We start from the raw sequence: 19,916 nt of genomic DNA, 5'->3' as shown, positions 1-19,916 counted from the left end.
TGAACTCCTCGTGTACGAAGCGCTGTTGGCGGCGATCCTACGTGCGATACAAGGGGGCGGTTTCCGACACTTTGTCGCCGCGGCTTCCGCTGCGGGGCGAGCCGTCGACTCGGTCCGCAGAGCCGTCTCCACCGAGTCGTGCCACGGACCGGTCCCTGGTCCGCTGGTGGCCGGGGGTGCGGACCCGGCGTTCATCCGACTTTCGAAAGGGCCCCTCCTGGGGCCGGGCGTCCTCGCTACGATGGTTTCTCGCGCCGTAGGGGGCGCGCTCCTGTCGGCCATCCCCACCGTTGGCCGGTGAGGTGAACCGCGCCGCCGCGCGGCCCCGAGAGCTTGTACGACAACGCGCCCCGGCCTGACGGCCCTGCCGGCGCACCGAGGTGGGCGGTGCCGTCTGCAGGGTCGCGCCAGGAGAGCGCCATGACGACCAGCACCCCCCGCACGTCGACCACCCACCGCTCGCGCCTCGCCCGCCGGCTCGACCGGGAGACCGGCATGGGCTACCAGACGGCTTTGGACACCGTGCGGGAGCAGGCCGATGCGCTGCTCCGGCAGTTCCAGCTGGAGCGACTGGACGCCGCAGGCTGCGACCTGATGCTGCGGGCCCTGCTCCAACAGAGCCTGGAGCTCTGGGGACCGGGGGTCGGCGCGCACATGTGGCCCGAGATGTACCACCCCCTGTTCATGGGCCTGCCCGGACCGATGTCCGACGCGGCCCTGGAAGCCGTCACCCGCGCCGGCCGGACCGCGGATGCCCAGGCCACACCCAGCGGCACCTTCGATCCGTCCTGGCTCGCGGCGGCCGGGGTGGAAGCACTCGACTACGACGGCGAGCCCGACTACGACGAAGACGACGAGGAGGAGGAGATCGCCCCGGCGGCTCTGGAGCCGCTGGACGAACCGGACCGCTGGAAGCGTCACGTGCTGGCGCAGGGCCGGCGCGACGCCTTCGCCATGCCGCCCCAGCAATGCCTGTCCCCCACCCTGCGGGAGGAACTCCAGCACCAGGACCCGGCATCGGCCCGGGCCCGGCTCGAGCAACTCGTGCTCGACCAGCCGGCGACGGTGGAGGCCTACGTCCTGCGTGCGGTCCTGGCGTTCCCGGGCGGGGTCACCCCCGCCGTGGACGGCCGCGCCCCCTCGGCCGCCGAGCTGGCGGACGCCCGGCGCTGGTACGAGTGCGCCGTCACCGTCGGCGAGCAGGCACTCAGTTTCTTCAACGGCACACTGCTGTGGCACGAGGAGAACAACAGGCCCTTCCTCCAAGCCCTCTACGGCCTCGCGCTAGTCCACTGCCTCGGCCGCAGCTGGAACACCAGCGAGCAGATCCTCTTCACCCTGCTCCACCTCGACCCGCACGACGAGCAGCAGGCCGGCACGCTCCTAGCCCAGGTCCGCCGACAGGTGGGCCTGCCCGCTCCCCGCGAAGAATCCGCCAGCTGAAGCAACCACCCGCCACGGCGCGGCCGACAGCCGCCCGTGCGACGCCCCCCAACCGCGACCCCGGGTCGTCCGGAGTGAAGGAGTACGCGGCAGTGTTCAGAACTCATCCCCAGCCCGTCGCGGTCGTGATCGGCGCGGATCGCCCCCTGGCGGCCCAGGTCTGCCAGGACCTCGCCGCCACACACCACTACACCGTCGTGGCCACCGCGGCCGACGCCCGGAAGATCCCCCAGCGGCTACGGGGAATCGGGGTGGAACGCGTGCGCCTGGACGTCCTCGACGAGTCGGCGGTCCGGCGGTTCTTCACCGAGCACGCGAACGCCTATCAGCGCCTGGACGCCGTCCTCTACCTTCCGCGCCCGACTGCCGACGGCCACGCCGGGCCTCTGGATCTGCCGGGCCACCTGCCCGGTCTGCTGGCGACGAATGCGGTCGCCCCCTGGACCTGCCTCGCCTACGCCGCACGATGGCTCACCGAGTTCAACGGCCACAGCCTCGTCCTCACCGAGGCCGACTGTTCCCGCATGGGCGGCCAGGCCCCTGGGCTCCAGATGTCTCAGGCCGCCCTCCACCGCTACGCCGAACTGCTCGCAGCAGAATTCAGCAGCCATCCCGGCGACCCGGACGGGGACCAACCTGTGGTGTCCACGGTGCGCGTCGATCCGTGGACCGAGCAGGATCCCGCCGGGCTCGCGGCGCTGGCCGAGGAGATCGTCCGCGCGGCGCTCGGCCGGACCGCGGGTCAGCACGGCGCCGACGATCACGGTGCCGTGCCCGCACGCTCAGCGAGCGACTGAGCCGGACAGCATGCCGCGCCGGACGGCCAGCACACGCGTCAGCGCAATGAACCGGTACTGCGAGCCATCGTGCTGCTCGACGGCGAACACCCCAGCGTCGATCAGCTTGTTCAGGTTGTACATCGAGATCCCCAGCAGCGACGCGGTAACGCGCAGCGGCACTGTCAGGCCCTCGAAGACATCGGTCTGAGTGCCCAGTGCCTGCGCCTGTATCGGCCGGTTCCGCGGTCCCATCGAGCCCCCTCCTGACCAGCGGTGCTGTCACTCCTTCATACCCCACCCCACCGACAGGACGGTCGGGAGCAGCGCGGGCGGCCGGTGACTCGGGCAGAGACGAACGGATCTGCCGGGGGGATTTCGGCGGCTACCAGGACAGCTTGGGCAGCGGTCGCTGGGTCAGCTCGAGTGTGTCGGCGACGGCGAGGATGCGGGCTGCCGCCTGTTCGCCGACGGCCTCGGCGAGGATCTCCGGGCTGGAGGCGATCAGGATCCACGACCGGTTGGGCAGCACGGCGAGGGCTGCGATCGCCTCGGCGAGCGCGCCGGCTTCAAGGGCCATCATCGCCTGCACGTCGACGGAATCGGGGGCGAGCGGCCTCTTGGCTTCACGGACCAGGTCGAGCGACACGGTTACGTCGTCGATCATCGTCACCGCGGTGGTGTTCGCGATGACGCGCGGGTCATACGTCGCCTTCAGCTCGCTGGCACCGTGGACCGTGATGTCCTGGCTGGGGTAGCCGGCCGCGAGGAGACGGCGCAGGGCGGCAAAAGCGGCGTAGGTCTTCCCCGACCAATGCGGCCCCAGGATCAGGAGGCGGGCTGGTGCGCCTGCCAGGACAGTGGTGCACCACTGTTCGATGGCCGGGTGGTCCGTCTCGGCGTCTCGAAACAGGGCGGGGATGACATCGGGGTGGGCCATCGCACCAGCGTATGCGTCGGTCCCGGGGGTGTGCCCCGCAAGTCCGCCACGGTGCCGGATGGCGGGAAGGCCGGGAGCCGGTCGGTGCTGGGTGATGCGGTCGCGTTCGACGATGCGGAGTAGGCGAAGCCCTCTTCCACCCAACACCAGCCTCCTCTACGGTGAGTAGTCGAGCCACCGCTCAACGTGTTGATCGAAGTTCTGGGAGCGTCCCTTGGTAGACCGTCGCCGACTTCTCGCCCTCGGTACCGGAATCGGGATTGGAGCACTCCTTCCCGGAACCGCCGCCGCTGCCACCCCGGATCTGCCCCGGCTGGGGCGGGGGCTCGCGGCCGGCCGGTCCGAGTTCCGGGCTGCCCGGTACACCGCCCTGGCTCTCCGTGTGCCCGCCCTCCAGTTCGCTGCGGCGACCGCCCGGGAGCAGTTGACGGGTTCGCCTCGTCGTTCGGCGAGCGCGCTCCTCGCGCGGGTGCACATCCTGGCCAGCGAGCTCGGCGTGAAAGCCGGTGACAGCGAATTGGCTTGGGCGCATGCCCAGGCGGCTGTCGCCGCAGCCGAGGGTTGTGGCGATCCCGCTGTCCTTGCCGATGCCACTCGGATCTGTGCGACCCCGCTGCGCAGGCAGGGCCGCGCTGGTGATGCGGTGCTGCTGCTCGAAGGGACACTCCACCGGCTTGACGCCGAAGCCCCTCATGCCGCGCCCGCGATCGTGACCGCCGCGGGCTCGCTGGCGCTTTCGGCGGCGTACTCGGCCGCGCTGGCCGGCCAGAAGGCGACGGCACTGGAACTGGTCGAGCGAGCCCAGGACGCGGCCGATCGTCTGGCTACCCAGCCCCGGCCCCGCTCCGGCGATCTCTCCTGCCAGCAGATCCAGCTGTACAAGGTCGGAGTGCATCATCTGCTCGGGCAGGACACGACGGCTGTCCGCATCGCTCGGCAGCTGGATCCCCGAGCTCTGCCGACGCCCGAACGACGGGCGCGACTCGGGACAGACAGCGCTCGTGCACTGCTTGCTCTCGGCGCGGACGACGAAGCGTTGGCAGCGCTGCTCTCGATCGAGGCGGCCGCACCCGAGGACGCGGGCCGGCCGTCGGTCCGCGCTCTGACCAGCGAGCTCCTCACGCGCCGCCCCGCGCTGTCAGGGCTGCGCGACTTCGCCGTCAGGACGCACGTCGTCTCCATGTGAGCGGGATCCGCGCGGCCCTTCGTCAGCGCCCGGCTCGGCCCGTCCAGGTCAGCACTGCGACCCGGACACGACAGCTGGTACGGATCAGCTCGCCTCGGACAGCGGCACCCGCGCGGGAGCGTCACGGGTCGCGCCGGCGAGCTGCTGCTGCTGCTCGTGTTCCGAGCGGGCGGCATCCAGCAGTCGCCGCCAGGACGTGACGGTCGGCCGTCGCCGGAGCAGAGCCCGGCGTTCGCGGTCGGTCATCCCACCCCAGACACCGAACTCGACTCGGTTGTCCAGAGCGTGCGCGAGGCACTCCGTGCGCACCTCGCAGCCCATGCAGAGGGCCTTCGCCCGGTTCTGGGCCGCCCCCTCAACGAACAATTCGTCCGGATCGGCCTTCCGACAGACAGCCCGCGCGCCCCAGTCGAAGTCAGTACCCACCCCGCACAACCCTCTTCCCCGATCCCGCTCCCCGCGACAACCCGTGCAGGCGCCAGAGGCCGACCGTACGGACACAGCCATGTAGGCCGATACCCCCACGTCGCCGCTGCCACCCCATCGAGTGACGGGTTACAGGCTGCGCATCACGGCCACGACCTTGCCGAGGATGGTCGCTTCGTTGCCCCAGATCGGCTGGTAGGAGTCGTTCGCGGGAAGCAGCCACACGTTGTTCCCGTCGCGCTTCAGCCGCTTGACCGTGGCGTTCCCGTCGAGCATGGCGGCGACGATGTCACCGTTCTCGGCGGAGGGCTGCTCGCGGACGACGACGTGGTCGCCGTCCGCGATGTGTGCGTCGATCATCGACTCCCCCGTCACGGTGAGGACGAACAGGTTTCCTGAGCCGACCACTTGGCGGGGCAGGACGAGGATGTCGTCGATGTGCTGCTCGGCGAGCATCGGAGTGCCTGCGGCGATGCGGCCCACCAGCGGGACGCGGACCGCGGTGGAGGCATCGGCCGGTAGCGCGACCGTAGGCGTGGGCTGCGGGTCCGGGCTGGTCTGCGGGTTGGGGCCGGTGGGGACGTAGGCGCGCGGTCGGTGCGGGTCCTTGCGCAGTGCGCCCTTGCGCTCCAGGGCTTCCAGCTGGTGGGCGACCGAGGATGTGCTGGCCAGGCCCACGGCCGAGCCGATCTCTCTCATCGACGGCGGGTAGCCGCGGGTGTCCAGGTGGGTGCGGATGGCGGCGACGATGCGCTGCTGCCGGTCGGTGAGCCCGTTGTCCAGGGTTCGGATGCCGGGTGGACGTCCCGGGCGGTTTCCTGTGGTGGTGGCCTCCATGCTGGTCCCCCTCTTTCATGATCGCTGGTTGGAACGTTATCCCGCATCACCGACAAACGCACAGGTATTCGACTGCGTGCGGGCGCCGGGGGCGCCCTCTCATCGCCGTAAGTCCGCGCGCGGGCGCTGCCGGTGGGTGCGGGCCGCGAGGGCGGCGGGCTGGAGGGTATTGCTGCCGAAGCGGCTGTTGGCGCGGTCGATGACGGGCTCCAGCCGGCGGGCGTCCTCCGTTGCGCGGTCGAGGGTGAGTTGCACGGCGGTGGTGACGGTGTCGGTGAGTCCGGCGGCCCGGGCCGTGAAGGTTCGCATGCGGGCTCGTTGCAGGCCGAGTCCGGAGAACAGCTGGTAGAGGGTGTCTTGGAGGCGGGGGCTGTGGCTCGTGGCCTCGGTGAGGGTGCGCGAGCGGATCAGGGAGGTCCGGTCGGCGAGCGTGATCTGGAGTTCGATCCGGGAGGCGCACCGCCGGGAGTGGCGCAGCCGGGCGCCGAGGTCGACGGCGAGGTCGAGGAGGGTGCGGCGTGCTTCGGCGGGGTCGAGGATGTCGTGGTCGAAGCGGCGGCGGGCGGTGATGCCGGGTGGCGGGCCGGCGGGGGTGACGCGGCGGGGGTCGATGCCGTGGGCGCGGTCGCGGAGCAGGCGGGCGGTGGAGGCGCCGGCGATGCGCTGCAGGGTGGCGGGGGGCAGGTCGGCGAGGTCGCCGACGGTGGCCAGGCCGTACCGGTGGAGGGTGCGTTCCATCGCGGGCCCGATGCCGGGAAGGGCGCGGACCGGCTGTTGTTGGAGGAAGGCGAGGGCGGCGGCCGGGTCGTCGTCGAGGATCCGTACGGCCCCGGGTGGTGTGAGGTCGGCGGCGATGGTGGCGAGCATGCGGGTGGGGCCGCCGCCGATGGCCGTGGTCAGGCCGTAGCGGGCCATGATCCTGGTTTGGACGAGGTCGGCGAGCTGGGCGGGGGTGCGCTGCCAGTAGCGCAGGGCGCCGGTGAGGTCGAGGAGGGCGCTGTCGGGCGGGAGGGCCTGGACGACGGGGGTGATGTCGCCGAGGACCGTGAACAGTTCCCGGTATGTCTCGAACGAGGGGCGCTCGAAGCGTGCGTGGAGGATCGCGGCAGGTGTCATCCGGCGCTCCCGGGGCTGGCGTGCCACAGCCGCCCGGCGCCGCTGGAGCGGGTACCGGCCGCCGCCTCGCCCGGGGTCTGGGTGGACGTCGTCGCGGGTTCGGCGGTGGACAGCAGTCGTCGGACGGCCGGGTGGCCGCCGTCCTGGTGGGCCTGGGCGAGATCGGCGAGGTTCCAGGCGTGCTGGCCGACGATGGTGACGCTCTTGCCGCGCCGCTGGACCTGCCCGCGCACCAGCAGGAGCCAGTGGTGGAAGACGGTGTGCGCGACGGTTTCGTGGGTGTCGTCGAAGAAGACGAGGTCGATCGCTCCGGACGAGCCGTCGTCGAGGGAGACGAAGATCGTTCGCCGGCCCGATCGGACGGGCGGCGTCTGGATGGCGACCTTGGCGCCCGCCACGAGAACGGTCTCGCCCGTGGGTACGTCGCGGAGCAAATGCGCGGGGGTGACGCCGAGTTCGGCGAGCAGTTCGTGGTGGGAGGACATCAGGTGCCGGGAGGTGTCCATGCCGGTGACGTCCAGTTCGGCGTCCAGCTGTTCTTGTGCGCTCATCGCGGGCAGGCCGGTTGCGGTGGCGGGCCCCAGGTCGGCGGCGAGGGCGAGCTGGGCCGGGGCTGTGGTGCGGGTGTGGCGGTGGAGCTCGTCCAGTTGCAGGAGCAGCTCGCGCCGGTGGGAACCGCGGGCGATGGAGTTGAGGGCGCCGATGCGGGCCAGGCGTTGCGCGAGGGGCTGGGAGGGGCGGGCGCGGGCGTGGAAGTCGGGCAGGTCGGCGTAGGGCCGGCCGGCGGCGATGCGGTCGGCCTCGGCGTCGGTGATGCCGTGGACGTCGGCCAGCGAGATCCGCAGGCCGAGCGTGCCGTCGGGCAACTGCTCGGTGCGGTAGTGGGCGTCGGAGTGCTGGACGTCGATGTTCAGGATCGGCACGCCGCGACGCCGGGCGTCGGACAGCACGAGGCGCTTGGGGTACATGCCGGGGTCGTGCTCCAGCAGCCCGCAGTAGAACGAGGCCGGGTAGTGGGCTTTGAGGAACGCGGACTGGAGCGTCGGCAGGGCGAACGCGACCGCGTGAGAGCGGGCGAAGCCGTAGGCGCCCATCGCCTGCAGCGTCTTCCAGACCTGGTCAACGGTCTGTGGCGTGTAGCCGGCGGCGGCTGCCCGTTCGCGGAACCAGACTTCCAGGGCGGGCAGGCGGCCCGGGTCGGACAGGGCGCGCCTGGCTTCCTCACCCATGGCGAGGTCGGTGCGCGTCAGGGTCGCGAACAGGCTGATGACCTGCTCGTTGAACACCACGACGCCGTACGTCGCGCGCAGCGCGGGGACGAGGTCGGGGTGCGGGTAGTCGGGGCGCCGCTGGCCGTGCCGGGCCAGGAGGAACGGGCGGATCATGTCGGCCTGGACCGGGCCGGGCCGAAACAGGCTGATCTGGGTGACGAGGTCCTGGAACGTCTCGGGCTGCAGCCGTCCGATCAAATCGCGCTGACCTGGACTTTCTAGCTGAAATACCCCCAAACTCTCGCCCTGGCGCAGCAGTTGGAAGGCACCGGGGTCGTCGAGGGGGACCTGCTCGCGGTCGTCGAGGTCCAGGGTGCGGCCGGTGGCGCGTTGGATCTCCGTGACGGCGTACGCCATCGCGGACTGCATCCGGACCCCCAGAATGTCCAGTTTGAGAAGGCCCATGCGTTCGACGTCGTCCTTGTCGAACACGCTCATCGGCAGCCCCTCCCCGGCGGTGGGCAGTACGGGGGTGCGGTGCAGCAGCGAGTCGTCGGACAGCAGGACGCCGCAGGGGTGCATGGCGATGCCGCGGGGCAGTGCGTCCAGGCCCTCGACGAGGTCCCACAGCGGCCCGTAGCGCTCGGCGTGCTCGGCCAGGGAGCGCAGTTCGGGCAGTTCGCGCATCGCGGAGCGGGCGTCGCGGGCGCGGATGTGCGGGAAGCTCTTGGCCAGGTGGCCGACCTCGTCGGGGTCCAGGCCCAGCGCGAGGCCCGCGTCGCGGATCGCGTGCCGGACCCGGTAGGTCTCCACCATGGAGACGGTGGCGACGCGCTCGGGGCCGAAGCGGTCCAGGACCGCGTGGTAGACCTCGAGCCGGCGCGCGCTCTCGACGTCGATGTCGATGTCCGGCAGAGAGCGGCGCCGCAGGTTGAGGAACCGTTCCATGATCAGTTCGTGTTCCAGCGGATTGGCGACGCTGATGCCGAGCAGGTGCACGACCAGGCTGCCCGCTCCGGAGCCGCGGGCCTGGACCCGGATGCCGAGCGCCCGGGTGTCGTCGACGACCTGGGCCACGGTCAGGAAGTACGTCGGCCAGCCGAGCGTGTTGATCACTTGCAGCTCTTCGGCCAGGCGCTCGTTCATGGAGGGTGAGCGGTCGTAGCCGCGGGCGGTCAGCGCCGCCTCGCAGCGCTCGCGCAGTACCCGAGCCGAGGTACCGGGCGCGGCACCGACCAGTCGCTCTTCGGGGAAGAACACCCGTCCCAGGCCCAGGTCGGAGGCCGGGTCCAGGCGGCAGTCCTCAGCGGTGCGCGCCGTGGTGGCCAGCAGGTGCGCGGCGCCGCCGCGTTCCTGGCCGGCGGCGCGGGCGACCTCGTCGGCCAGGGCGGCCATAGCGGAGGTGTCCTTGAGCCAGCGCTCGCCGTTGTCGGTGCGGCCCGGGCGGATCGGCATCAGCAGGCGGGCGGAGTCCAGGACGTCGGCGACCGGCGCCCGCTCGGCGTCCGCGTAGCGCACGGCGTTGGTCAGGACGCACAGCAGGTCCAGGTCGCGGGCCAGGCCGACGGTGCGCGCGGCCAGGCGCAAGGAACCCGGGCCGGTACCGGTCCGCCGGTGGTGGACGGCCTCCAGCCGCAGGTGCGGGCCGAACAGCTCCCGCCACGGCTCCAGGAGGGTGGCCGCCTGGTCGGGTCGTCCGGCGGCGAGCGCGCGGACCGGCTCGGAGGCCGGACCGAGAAGGGCGGTGATCCCCTCGGTGTGGGCCCGCAGGGCCTCGAAGGGCACGACCGGCTGCCCGCCGCCCGCCCGCGCCCGGTAGGCGTGGCCGGCGCTGATGATGCGGCTGAGATTGGCCCAGCCGGTGCGGTCCCGGGCCAGCAGGACAATGCGGGGGGCCGACTCGTCGACGAACGCCCCACCGCGGGCCGGGGCCCGGGTGCGGGTACCGGCGGACGGGACCGGGGCCGTGAGGGGGACGGCGAGGTCGGCGCCGAAGATCGGGCGGACCCCGGCCTTGGCGCAGGCGTCGGCGTGCCGGACCGCTCCACTGACGGTGTCCCGGTCCGTCAGGGCCATCGCGCCCAGGCCGCGCTCGGCGGCCCGCTCGGCGAGCGCGGCAGGCATGGACGCCCCGTACCGGACGCTGTAGCCGGACGCGACATGCAGATGTGGGAACACCATGCCGCCTCCTCGCTCAGGCCCCCCTTTCAGCCCCGGTCTCCATCCCGTTCTTCCACCATAACCGCTTTTCGAACCTTTGTACGAATAGGTATTCGGGCTGGTCAGCGCCCTGGTCCGTCACTTCCGAGCGGCGTCGGGCGCCGGGCTCACCAACCGCTTCTGGGATGAGCCGAGTTGGCCCCGCGACCGCCCGGGGCCCTCCGCTACGCCGTTCGGTGAAGTCGGGCAGCCACCCGGCGGCGGTGGCCTCGCCGTGCCGCGCGGCACGCAGGGGCGGAAGCTGGAACGAGGCGCACCCGATGCCCGCCGCCGGCTGGCAGGGCCTCCTCGATGGCCCCGGCCTTCGCCGGGGTCAAGGGCCGGCTCCTCCCCCGGCCTGGCTCAGGGCGTCCGGGCGTGGTGCGGCGGACGCGTCCGCCGACGAGGAAGGGGTCGTGGTGCTGCATCCGCCCGTGGAGCCGATGCTGGCGCAGCCGGCCGAGGCGCTGCCGCGGCCGGAGGTGATCGCACGCGGGGCTGTGATGGAGCCGAAGTGGGACGGGTACCGGATGCTGCTGTTCACCGGGGTGGCCGATGCGGACGGCGTCCGCTCGGTGCAGCTCCAGTCGCGGCGGGGTGCGCCGCTGCAAAGGCGGTTCCCTGACCTGGTGCGGGCGGCCGAGGCCCTGCCGGACGCCTTGGTGCTGGACGGCGAGCTGGTGGTCTGGGAGCAGGGCAGGGTGTCCTTCGAGGCGCTGCACCAGCGGGCGACCGCGGCCCGGGGGGCGGTGGCCGGCCTGGCCGACCGGATGCCGGCCCACTACGTCGTCTTCGATGTCCTGCAGGCCGGTGGCCGCCACCTGGTGCCACTGGCGTACCGAGAACGGCGCAAGGTGCTGGAGGAGCTGTTCGCCCAGCACCGGCTGGAGCCCCCCTGGACCCTGTGTCCGGTGACGGCCGACCTCGACCAGGCGCGCCAGTGGATGGAGCAGTGGACCAGGGTCGGCGTGGAGGGCGTCGTGATCAAGAATCTCGACCAGCCCTACCTTCCCGGTGACCGGGGCTGGCGGAAGGTGAAGTACCGGTCGAGTCAGGAGGCGGTCATCGCGGCGGTCACCGGCTCACTCGGCCGGCCGGGCACCGTGCTGCTCGGCCGGTACGACGCGGCGGGCCGGCTCCATCGTGTCGGGCGCAGCACCACGCTGACCGCTGCCGCCTCGCGCTCCCTGGCGGCCTCGCTCACTCCAGCGTCGTCCGACCACCCCTGGGCCGGTCGGACGTTCTCCGCCGGCTGGGGCCGCGGTGAGCGGATGCTCGACGTCGAGCTCGTGGCGCCCGCTCTGGTCGCCGAGGTGAGCGCCGACACCGCCGTCGACGGCGGCCGGTGGCGCCACCCTGTCCGCTTCCAGCGGGTGCGCGCGGACATGGCGCCCGCGGACGTGCCGCCGTTCGATGCCGGCTGAGCCGGCGTATCCGTTCGTCGCGTCCGGTGCCTCGCCCCGACGGCGAGTGGTGGTGGGGGTCAGGCGCCTTCAAGACTTCGTGGACGCGGTGCGGCGACGGTCTCCTCGTCCATCAGGCGCCACCGGCCGCCCGGCTGTCGCGGCGGCTCGGCGAGATGCACCACGTCGTGGTCGTCCAGCAGCAGACGGCCTGCGGCGTGAAGGTGGTGGACGTGCTGCCACACGGCATGCTCGGCCTGGTCATGGCTGCCGCTGCTGCAGTTGAGCTGCGGGCACAGGTCGGATGCGCACTCGGTGGCGTCCGGCTGCCCGTGGTCGCCGAGGTGCGCGGCGAGCTCGCGGATGGGGATCCGGCGAACCATGTGGGGCCCGGAGCCGGCCAGGGGAATCGACCCTTCGCGGATCCGGTCGTCCAGGTACGTCGCCGCGAGCGGGATGCGTCCGCCGTACAAGGGCAGGAGCAGCTCTTCGAGCCGGGAGAAGAAGGCCCGCGACTCCGCGGGTGCGTCGGCGTTCACCATGAACCGGCCGGTCGCGGAATGAGGGATCAGCCATTCCTGATAACCCTGGAACGGTGGCCGCTGGTGGAAAAGGGGCGCGCTCGCCATCTGCCGCTGTTGGCGGCGGCGGGCGGCCTGCTTGTCCGGGCCGGTGCGGCCCCCTCGTGTTGGCGTCACACCACCTGATCGTTCCCTATGGCCGAACCCGTCGGCGCCAGCCACGCCGGGCGCCGGATCGCTGGCCGGGGGCCACCGACGGCACCCGACCACCATCGGCTCCGGCGGGATGGTGGCTCCTGCAAACGACCTGGCCTACTCCTCGCGTCACTCGATCCGGCCCTCAGGCGCGTGTTGAAGTTCGGCGAGCGCAGGACCCCGAGGACCCGCTGAGCTGCCTCCCGCTCGCTCAGCGTTCGGGCCGAGCTGGCTCAAGAGCTACGCGGTTGCCCGAGAAGCCCGATCTCGGAACCGATGGCGACGGCGTGCGGAAGTGTCCGGGCGCGGAGTGCGGTCCGGACTCCGTGGATCAGCTGCCCTGCCGTCTCTGGCTTGACCCTCAGGATCACGGCGATCTGGGTGTGGGTGTGACCGCGGGCCAGGAGGCGGAGGGCGAGAAGCTGATGGTCGGTGAGTTCCGGTTGCCAGGTCACGTGAAGGATGGGCCGGTCGATGTGCAGGTGCTCGGTCTCGACGCCGCAACCGGTGCGACGGATGCGAGTGGCGAGTTCTTCCGCTACGACAACCGACCTGTGCCGGCCTCCGCCGCACAGGACATGGAGGTCGACGCGCCGACCGTCGTTCGGCAATTCCAGAAGCGTCCGGGCCCGGTAGAGGCTGCGCTCGATGAGCTGCGCGGCGCCCGGTGAGGCAAGGACATAGTCCCGTACCTGGGGATCGAGACCATTCGAGTGGAGCATCCGGTGCCGGACAACCAGGTCCTCGGGAGGATTGCGCAGAGGACGGGTGTCGACGCGCAGGGCGTCCCCGCGGGGGGCGTCGTTGTGGCCGTAGGCGTAACTGGTGATGACGGTCCGGATGAGGGCATGGGAGGGCCGGGGTCGTAAGTCGCTGGGAGTCATACGTTCAGTCTCGGATCCGCGGGCGGGTGAGGAAAGAGATCTCGGCGTGTTGCATGTTGCCTCTTATGGCGCTGATCGTCAGGGACGTGCTCCGGGCCCCCTCCAGCGCAGCCAAGTTCCAGTTTCCCCGGTACGCGTAGGGCGACCGTGGCCGGTGACGGCTCCGGCGGTGGAGCGTCCGGGCGGCTTCTCATCCGGGGTAGGAGCGGGGGCATTCAGCCATGACTGGGCCTGGCGCAGGCCGGTCCGCAGCTGCTCCTCGTCAGCGTTGGACGAAGCGTGCGACACCTTCCCCCACGGCGATGTGGAAGTGGAGGTGACGGTTGTGCTGTTCGTCGCCGAGGGACGTCAGTACCTGGCAGCCGCCGTGCTGTTCCACTGCAGTGCCGGCGACCTGCTGGACGACACTCAGGAGGTCGCCCGCCAGCGGGGGTTCGAGTTCGAGGAGGGAGCGCACGTGCTGCTTGGGCACCACGATGATGTGATCCGTGCCGAAGCCGGGTAGCGGGGGGCGAAAGGCCAGCACGGTCCCTGTCTCGACGAGAACCTCGACCGCGACGAGGCGCGGGATGACCTGTCGGCAGTACCAATCCTCCTCGGCGGCAGCGGCGAGTTCGGCGACGACGGCCTCGTCGCTCGGTCCGCAGTCGGCTGGCGTGGTGTCCCGGGGGCCGTCGGGGAACTCTGCGGACTTCTTCGTCCCGTTGGCGTGTTCCTTGCGCACGGCGCGGCGGACGAACACGCCCTTCCCCTGGACCGCGTAGACCAGGCCCTCTCGTTTGAGGACGCGCACGGCGTTCTGCGCGGTCGAGTTGGCGATCTCGAAGCGTTCCTGGAGCTCCCGCGCGGAGGGAAGCCGGTCACCCGGTGCGAGATCGCCGGACCGTATCGCCTCCCGGAGGAGGTCCGCTGTCCTGACGTACGGGGGCCTGGGGTCGTGCTCGGCAGCGACCACCTCGGTCGCAGCGCCGAGACGCCCCGCTGGGCCCGCCGACGGCGGGGCCGGGCGGACGCCGCAGACGTAGCTGCCACGCCCCACGACGGAGTAGACCAGACCCTCTCGCTTCAGCACCCGCAGCGCGTTCTGCACAGTCGAGCTGGCGACACCGAACCGGGCTTGAAGAACCCGCGCCGACGGCAGAAGGCTGCCGGGGGCGTACTCCCCGAGCCGGATAGCGGTGCGCAGTACCTCGGCCGCCTGGAGGTAGGGCGGCCTCGAGTCCTCTTCCAGCGGCAACGTCATGCGCCAACCGTACGCAGCGCCGACCCCCGGGCCGGCTCCCGGGTGGCGTCCCCGAGCTGCTGGGTCTCGCCTCCACCGCATGTGTGCCGTGCCTGGTCGAGGACCCGGTCGGCGACCAGAGCCTCGCCGGTCGAAGGGCGGCCCGGTCCCGCCACACCGCGTGTCGGGCGCGACTCAGGTCTTCTGGGTTCCGGTCTGCTTGACCAGCGCACGGTTCACCCGCGGGTTCCTTCCGGGCACGTAGGGCGGTAGCGGCTCGTAACCGCACCGGCGATAGAGCGCAAGGGCGGCCTGGTTGCGGTGCCCGGTCTCCAGGACCAGGCGGGTCGCGCCGCTCCCTGCGGCGTGCTGCTCCAGCAACTCAAGGATCCTCCTGCCCAGGGATGCGCCGCGTGCCTTCGGCTGGACGAACATCTTCTTCACTTCGGCAGTCTGCGGGTCCAGGGACCGCCACCCGCCGCACCCGACCGCCCTGGAGGAGCCGTCCAGGAAGCCGAGAACGAACAGGCCGTACGGCGGCGTGAACTCCTCGACAACCCCGGCCAGCGGGTCGTCCGCGAAGCCGTAGAGGGCGAGTTGCTCGGCGTAGAGGCACTGGATGAGCCTGCGGGCCTCGGGGTGGTCGTACGGGACGGCCACCAGGCGCGACGGGGCATAGCCGGAGAGGACTCCCCCGCTCCGGTACACAGCCTTCGCAGCCCCTACGCCGTCGCCGCGCCCGGGCGTGGTCATCACCACTGGCTCACGAACTCCGCCAGCTCACGGCGCTGCCGGTCCTCCTCGGCGAGGACTTCACCCAAAACAGCCCGGTCGATGTACGGACGGACGGCCCCCATCACCAGCCGCCGCAGTTCGTCCGGCTCGAGTGCCTCGACCTCCCACTGAACAGGACGCTGGCGATCGAAGCCATGGCGATCCGCGAACGCCGGCCACCGCGGGTCGTTCTTCTTGCCCTCCGTAGCCGGCAGCGCGTACGCGAGAGTCTGCTCTCGGGTGAGCAGCACCCGGTGCACCTCGTCCCAGCATCGGGTGCGGGCCACCCAGTCGCGTTCGACGTCCTCGCCACTGCAGTCGAAATCTCCGCAGTAGAGCAACACTGCAGGCCGGGGGTCTCGGGCAGTGCGCTCGCGGACCATCTGGACATAGGACTGGCTACCGAAGCCGCGGACGACCAGGACCGGCACACCGAGGTCGCCGAGCCAGCTGGTGAACATCACCCGAAGCGAATCCTTTTCCGCCGCGACGTAGAGCGCATGCTGCTGGTCCCGGGTCCGGTCGAGCCGGAACAGTTCGGGCACCTGTGCCACCAGAGCGCCGGCGTCGGGCCAAGACTGCGGGACGTGGACTTCGCGCAGGGTGTCGATCAGGTCCGGGAAGTCATCCTCGCGCCGGGCGCGTGCCAGGTGTGAGGACAGGTGCCGGTACGCCGAGGGGGTGTTGGGGATCAGTCCAGCCGATACCGCCCGGTAGTGGACCTGCCTGAGGGTGACTCCGCCCCGGTATTCCAGCACGATTGCGCGGGCCTGCTCGACGACCTCCGCCCACCGGATCCGGCTCATGTGGGTACTTGTACCCGAAGCCGTCACCGCGCATCCGGATGGCGGCTTATTCGTCTGCGAGCCGGTCTTCAGGACGGTCCCCGATCGGGCCGCCGCGAAGGTCTCGCGGCCGGCTGGGGAGGATGCCGCTGACCGCTGCCTGCCGGGGTTCCAACGCTCTGACCATCAGATCCTGCCAGTCTGTGGCCGGCAGCCAGGACTTGTCCGCGAGATGGGTCCACCAATGCAGGAGGGCAGTCCACGACCGGACGCGTTCGACCGCGATGGTGTAGGCGAAGCGCGGGGCGGAGCCACAGCCGCCGTGGCGCACCGTCCAGGCGACCGGCCGGGCTCCGGGCGTCGTCCGGAACACAGCGAGCGGATCCGGGCCGACCCGCTCCCGCCATATCCGCGCTGCGCGGTCGGCCGCGGCGGTGTCGACCTCGAGCGCGCCTTCGCCATCAGCGATGGCCTGAAGGCACAGGTCGCACACCGCGACCAGATCGTCCGTCACGCTGCTCCTCCAGCTTTCAGGCCAGGACTCGACAGTAGCCCGTCCCGCGGCCTGGAAAGGAGTGCTGAAGCTGCGACGAGCCGAGCTGAACCCACGATCAGCTCTTTCCCGGCGATCTCCCCCGCGCCACCGGGCCGCGCGAGCCGGCACACGAGCGGATCATGGAGCAGGCGGAGTTCGTGAACGGGACGCCTGCCACCCTCTCGGGCGTGCGTGATTTCCTCGCGCGCGCGTCCTGTGGTTTCTGTTCAGACCTCAGGTGGGTGCTCAGCCACGACGGTGCGCAACCACAGGTATCCAGTAGGCACTGATCAATGGAAGGCCCCCAGGGCCTGGAATGGTGCGCGCAGCGCAGATCGGTGACTGGGGGATGGTCCAGCGCATCCAAGGCGCTGGCGCGGGGTGGCCGGGGGCGGCGTTAGCCCCCGGCAGTTGATGAGGGTGCGCAGCACACGGATAGTTCGTGACGTGACTCTGGGACGTGGGTTCTCGGCTGTCCTCTTCTTGATCTGACTCTGGATGTACTACCTCACCGGTGATGCCACCTTCACCTCACCCGTGAAGTTACTCCTCCCCTTACCGGTGAAGTGACCCTCCCGTCACCGGTGCCGTCACCCTCACTTCACCGGTGAGGCTAGGTGGGACGACATCTTCAGAGGGGGTAGCCTCACGGGTGAAGTGAGGGGTGGCCTCACCCGTGAGGCTAGGTGCCAGGGCATGCGGAAGGGCCCGAAACCTCATGATTCCGGGCCCTTGACCTGCGGTTTTCCTACCGTCCCTGCTGAGCTGCCTCCAGGCGCTCCAGCACGCGGCGAGCCCACCATCCGCCGTCGAGGAGGATGTAGTGCGACGCCTTGAGCAACTTCGGGTTGTCTTCGTCGTACTGGTTCACGATCTTCAGGAGCCGGTACTCCCTGAGCTCGACCAGGCTCCGTTCCACCGTCGACACCGACTTGCCGATGCAGGAGGCCAGCTCCCGGCGGTAGGGCGGCCGGTAGTCCGAGGCGCGGGTGTCGATGTCCACGTACGTCGCCAGCGCCATGTACAGCGCCTTGCCATTCGGGGACAGTGTGCCGTCACGGGCCACCCGGTAGTCGATCTTGACCCAGTCGAGGCCAGGGCCCTCGCCACGCGTGACGCTGACGTCGTGGGTCTCTTCTTGGACGACCTTCTTCTTCGCCACTACCTGCCACCGTCCGCGGCCGTCGGCGTGCTGCGCACACGTGCGAACTGTCCGGCGGGACGCCGAGCTGCCTCGAAGGCCCGCTCCAGCGCCCGCGTGGGCCCCGCCCGTCCGATGTCGACGGTGTTGCGATGATCTTCCATGTGGGGCAATGCTCCTGACTGCTCCTTGGATAACCACGTGGGCTCGCACGGTGGCGGGTACGCGGGTTACTCTCGGAGCCGGATCGAATGAAGAACGACCCCCACGCGGCCAAGCTCGGGGGTCGTTCTGTTTTGTCGGTTTGATCCTATGACTTTGGGTGCCCCGTTACGCGCCGCTGCCGCCGCTCCCGTCGAACACGGCGTCCCGTGGGAGTGGCCTGGCTGTTTTTCGATTTCGGCATGACTGTCGAGGCCCACCGCGTGTGCACGGCGTGCAACGACCCGGACGGCGGCCCGCGCTGGCCGGTCCGCCCGCCGGTCCCGGCCGCCTGCAACCTCCTCGCGGGATAGCGCAGCTCCGTCCGGCGAACCGGGTCCGAAGCAGCGCGGCGCCGGTCCGGGGGGTGTCCGAATCCGTTTGCGTAGGCTGCGGCCCGATGTCGGGGCACGCGGTCTCGACGCGGTGAGGACCGCCCTCTTGCGGGGCCGGCCAGAAGGAGGGCGTCATGCGCGGTACAACTTTGGCGGGTCGGTATCGGCTGTCGGATCTCCTGGGCGCCGGCGGGATGGGTGAGGTCTGGAGCGGCGTCGACGAGCGGCTCGGCCGACGGGTAGCTGTGAAGGTCATCGCACGGCCCGGCGACGAGGACCTGGTGCTGCGCCTGGACGGGGAGGCGCGGGCTGCCGCTGCCCTGTCCGACCCGAACGTCGTCGCGGTCCACGACGTCGGGGAAACCCAGGTGTCGGGTCGCCGGCTCGTCTACCTCGTGATGGAACTGGTCGACGGCCGTTCGCTGAGCCAGGTCATGGCTGACGGCCGACCGGCCGTCGACGACGTCGTGCGGTGGGGAGGGCAGATCTGCCACGGCCTGCAGGCCGCCCACTCCGCCGGCGTGGTCCACCGCGACATCAAGCCGGCGAACATCCTGCTCACCGCCGACGGCCGCCGGGTGAAGATCTGCGACTTCGGGATCGCCCGCCGCACCGACGCGGTCGGCCACCCCCTTACCGGCACCGGAGCCGTGATCGGCACCCCCTCCTACATGTCCCCCGAGCAGATCCGCGGCGACGCGGCGATCGGCGCCCGCAGCGATCTGTACTCGCTGGGCTGCCTGCTGTACGAGCTGCTGACCGGCCTCCCCCCGTTCCCCGGCGCCGGATGGCCGGTCCTGGACCAGCACCTGAACCAGGCTCCCGTCCCGGTCCGTGCGCACCGGCCCGACGTGCCCGCCGCGCTCGATCGCCTCGTTGCACAGCTGCTGAGCAAGGACCCCGCGCAGCGTCCCGCGGCGGCGGCCGACGTGGCCCGTCGGCTGCGGGCCGCTCTCCGCTCCCCCGCACCGGCAGCGCTGCCGGCTGCTGGTGCGCCGGCCCCCGCTGTGCACGCCGCCCGGACCCGGACCGCTCCCGTCCAGGCGCCGGCGCCCGTCGCCGTTCCCTCGGCCCCCGGGTCCGGCCGATCGGCGTGGTGGCCCGGGGTGATGGGCAGCGCCCTCGTTGGCGGACAGTTGGCGCTGTTCACGTCCCTGCCCGGCCCGGCGACCGGCGTTCTGGGGGTGGTGGCTGGTGGATGCGTCGCGATGGGATACGCGCTGGAGGCCCGGCACGAGGGTGGGCCGGCGGACGAGGAACTGCAGATCACCGCGGTCGGCCTGTTCATGGCGCTGGGGATCGCCACGATCACGCTGGTGGTGCTGCTGGTGGGGAGCTCGGTGCCGTGGTGGGGCGCGGTGCTGGCCGGCATGGTGACCGGGCCGGTGCTCGTGATGGGGGCGGCGGCCGTGCGGGCCCTGGTGGAGCAGCTGCTCCAGCGCGGCGGCCCGGAGGCGGATGTCGCCGCCACCACCGGCCTGCTCAGCGGGGGCCTGTCGTGCGCGCTGTTCGCCGCGGGCGGCAACGGCTCCGCGGTGGCCACTGTGGCGGCCGGCGTGGGGGCCTGGATCGTAAGCAGCCTGGCCGTGGGGGTGCTGCTGCCCTCGACGCGAGCGCGTGGACGGCACCTGTGAGCACCAGCTCCCCGCCGTGCCCGGGCGGAGTGCTCGGGTGGCGCAACAGGATGCGGATCACGCCGGACTCGTTTGGGCGGTGTCCTGCCCGGTGCCGCTGCTACGGTGGCTCCCGATGGCCGGATACGCGGCCAGGACGAGCCCCCGCCACC

Annotated in this window: 18 protein-coding genes; 5 read left to right on the top strand and 13 right to left on the bottom strand. The window is 71.3% G+C overall.

The annotated features are described in order from the left end of the window. Positions 1 to 420: 420 nt before the first annotated feature. Complete coding sequence (locus LNW73_RS35630) at positions 421 to 1,443, top strand: hypothetical protein (RefSeq protein ID WP_250993336.1); 1,023 nt, start codon at positions 421 to 423, stop codon at positions 1,441 to 1,443. A 92-nt stretch (positions 1,444 to 1,535) separates the two neighbouring features. After that, a complete protein-coding gene (locus tag LNW73_RS35625; protein WP_250993335.1) occupies positions 1,536 to 2,240 on the top strand; it encodes a hypothetical protein in 705 nt (234 codons plus the stop codon). Here the strand turns inward: LNW73_RS35625 and LNW73_RS35620 are convergent. Beyond that, a complete protein-coding gene (locus LNW73_RS35620) occupies positions 2,226 to 2,474 on the bottom strand; it encodes a hypothetical protein (protein ID WP_250993334.1) in 249 nt (82 codons plus the stop codon). The genes LNW73_RS35625 and LNW73_RS35620 overlap by 15 nt on opposite strands. 130 nt (positions 2,475 to 2,604) lie before the next feature. Beyond that, positions 2,605 to 3,159 (bottom strand): hypothetical protein, encoded by a 555-nt coding sequence (locus tag LNW73_RS35615; protein ID WP_250993333.1) that lies wholly within the window; start codon positions 3,157 to 3,159, stop codon positions 2,605 to 2,607. Between the two features lie 382 nt (positions 3,160 to 3,541). On the opposite strand from LNW73_RS35615, the gene LNW73_RS35610 reads away from it, so the two are divergent. Further along, positions 3,542 to 4,345 carry a transcriptional regulator gene (locus tag LNW73_RS35610; protein ID WP_250993332.1) on the top strand — a complete coding sequence of 268 codons (804 nt, stop codon included), beginning with the start codon at positions 3,542 to 3,544 and terminating at the stop codon, positions 4,343 to 4,345. 84 nt (positions 4,346 to 4,429) lie between these two features. On the opposite strand, the gene LNW73_RS35605 is transcribed toward LNW73_RS35610, so the two are convergent. The 4 genes from LNW73_RS35605 to LNW73_RS35590 form a co-directional block, all read right to left on the bottom strand. After that, entirely contained in the window at positions 4,430 to 4,771 is a 342-nt protein-coding gene (locus LNW73_RS35605; RefSeq protein ID WP_250993331.1) for a WhiB family transcriptional regulator, read from the bottom strand. A 129-nt stretch (positions 4,772 to 4,900) separates the two neighbouring features. Next, positions 4,901 to 5,608: a transcriptional repressor LexA gene (gene lexA, locus LNW73_RS35600; RefSeq protein ID WP_250993330.1), complete on the bottom strand. Its 708-nt coding sequence runs from the start codon at positions 5,606 to 5,608 to the stop codon at positions 4,901 to 4,903. A gap of 99 nt (positions 5,609 to 5,707) precedes the next feature. Beyond that, positions 5,708 to 6,724, bottom strand: coding sequence for a DNA polymerase Y family protein (locus LNW73_RS35595; protein WP_250993329.1), 1,017 nt, complete (start codon positions 6,722 to 6,724; stop codon positions 5,708 to 5,710). Next, positions 6,721 to 10,116 (bottom strand): DNA polymerase III subunit alpha, encoded by a 3,396-nt coding sequence (locus tag LNW73_RS35590; RefSeq protein WP_250993328.1) that lies wholly within the window; start codon positions 10,114 to 10,116, stop codon positions 6,721 to 6,723. Before LNW73_RS35590 ends, LNW73_RS35595 begins: the two co-directional genes overlap by 4 nt. 434 nt (positions 10,117 to 10,550) lie before the next feature. Between LNW73_RS35590 and LNW73_RS35585 the strand changes: the two genes are divergently transcribed. Then, a complete protein-coding gene (locus LNW73_RS35585; RefSeq protein WP_250993327.1) occupies positions 10,551 to 11,558 on the top strand; it encodes an ATP-dependent DNA ligase in 1,008 nt (335 codons plus the stop codon). 59 nt (positions 11,559 to 11,617) lie between these two features. Here the strand turns inward: LNW73_RS35585 and LNW73_RS35580 are convergent, their stop codons facing one another. The 7 genes from LNW73_RS35580 to LNW73_RS35550 form a co-directional block, all read right to left on the bottom strand. Next, positions 11,618 to 12,235 carry a hypothetical protein gene (locus LNW73_RS35580; protein WP_250993326.1) on the bottom strand — a complete coding sequence of 206 codons (618 nt, stop codon included), beginning with the start codon at positions 12,233 to 12,235 and terminating at the stop codon, positions 11,618 to 11,620. Positions 12,236 to 12,486: 251 nt separating this feature from the next. Beyond that, positions 12,487 to 13,137 carry a RapZ C-terminal domain-containing protein gene (locus LNW73_RS35575; protein WP_374118302.1) on the bottom strand — a complete coding sequence of 217 codons (651 nt, stop codon included), beginning with the start codon at positions 13,135 to 13,137 and terminating at the stop codon, positions 12,487 to 12,489. A gap of 262 nt (positions 13,138 to 13,399) precedes the next feature. Beyond that, a complete protein-coding gene (locus LNW73_RS35570; protein ID WP_250993325.1) occupies positions 13,400 to 14,380 on the bottom strand; it encodes a GntR family transcriptional regulator in 981 nt (326 codons plus the stop codon). 174 nt (positions 14,381 to 14,554) lie between these two features. Continuing rightward, positions 14,555 to 15,112, bottom strand: a complete 558-nt coding sequence (locus LNW73_RS35565) for a GNAT family N-acetyltransferase (protein WP_250993324.1) — start codon at positions 15,110 to 15,112, stop codon at positions 14,555 to 14,557. Beyond that, complete coding sequence (locus LNW73_RS35560) at positions 15,112 to 15,939, bottom strand: hypothetical protein (RefSeq protein WP_250993323.1); 828 nt, start codon at positions 15,937 to 15,939, stop codon at positions 15,112 to 15,114. Before LNW73_RS35560 ends, LNW73_RS35565 begins: the two co-directional genes overlap by 1 nt. 46 nt (positions 15,940 to 15,985) lie before the next feature. Then, the gene (locus LNW73_RS35555) at positions 15,986 to 16,432 is read right to left on the bottom strand and encodes a hypothetical protein (RefSeq protein ID WP_250993322.1); all 447 of its coding nucleotides are present in this window, start codon (positions 16,430 to 16,432) and stop codon (positions 15,986 to 15,988) included. 769 nt (positions 16,433 to 17,201) lie between these two features. Next, positions 17,202 to 17,615, bottom strand: coding sequence for a helix-turn-helix domain-containing protein (locus LNW73_RS35550; protein ID WP_250993321.1), 414 nt, complete (start codon positions 17,613 to 17,615; stop codon positions 17,202 to 17,204). A gap of 649 nt (positions 17,616 to 18,264) precedes the next feature. Between LNW73_RS35550 and LNW73_RS35545 the strand changes: the two genes are divergently transcribed. Then, positions 18,265 to 19,764, top strand: a complete 1,500-nt coding sequence (locus tag LNW73_RS35545) for a serine/threonine-protein kinase (RefSeq protein WP_250993320.1) — start codon at positions 18,265 to 18,267, stop codon at positions 19,762 to 19,764. The last annotated feature ends 152 nt before the right edge of the window (positions 19,765 to 19,916 follow it).

Source organism: Streptomyces sp. RKAG337, assembly GCF_023701715.1.
Classification (GTDB): domain Bacteria; phylum Actinomycetota; class Actinomycetes; order Streptomycetales; family Streptomycetaceae; genus Actinacidiphila.
Note: the sequence above shows the minus strand (reverse complement) of the source record. Positions and strands in the feature narration are given on the sequence as shown.

Coding starts and splice junctions, on each gene's coding strand:
- LNW73_RS35630 (WP_250993336.1), top strand. CDS start 421: ATGACGACCAGCACCCCCCGCACGTCGACCACCCACCGCTCGCGCCTC.
- LNW73_RS35620 (WP_250993334.1), bottom strand. CDS start 2,474: ATGGGACCGCGGAACCGGCCGATACAGGCGCAGGCACTGGGCACTCAG.
- LNW73_RS35615 (WP_250993333.1), bottom strand. CDS start 3,159: ATGGCCCACCCCGATGTCATCCCCGCCCTGTTTCGAGACGCCGAGACG.
- lexA (WP_250993330.1), bottom strand. CDS start 5,608: ATGGAGGCCACCACCACAGGAAACCGCCCGGGACGTCCACCCGGCATC.
- LNW73_RS35595 (WP_250993329.1), bottom strand. CDS start 6,724: ATGACACCTGCCGCGATCCTCCACGCACGCTTCGAGCGCCCCTCGTTC.
- LNW73_RS35590 (WP_250993328.1), bottom strand. CDS start 10,116: ATGGTGTTCCCACATCTGCATGTCGCGTCCGGCTACAGCGTCCGGTAC.
- LNW73_RS35575 (WP_374118302.1), bottom strand. CDS start 13,137: ATGACTCCCAGCGACTTACGACCCCGGCCCTCCCATGCCCTCATCCGG.
- LNW73_RS35570 (WP_250993325.1), bottom strand. CDS start 14,380: ATGACGTTGCCGCTGGAAGAGGACTCGAGGCCGCCCTACCTCCAGGCG.
- LNW73_RS35565 (WP_250993324.1), bottom strand. CDS start 15,112: ATGACCACGCCCGGGCGCGGCGACGGCGTAGGGGCTGCGAAGGCTGTG.
- LNW73_RS35560 (WP_250993323.1), bottom strand. CDS start 15,939: ATGAGCCGGATCCGGTGGGCGGAGGTCGTCGAGCAGGCCCGCGCAATC.
- LNW73_RS35545 (WP_250993320.1), top strand. CDS start 18,265: ATGCGCGGTACAACTTTGGCGGGTCGGTATCGGCTGTCGGATCTCCTG.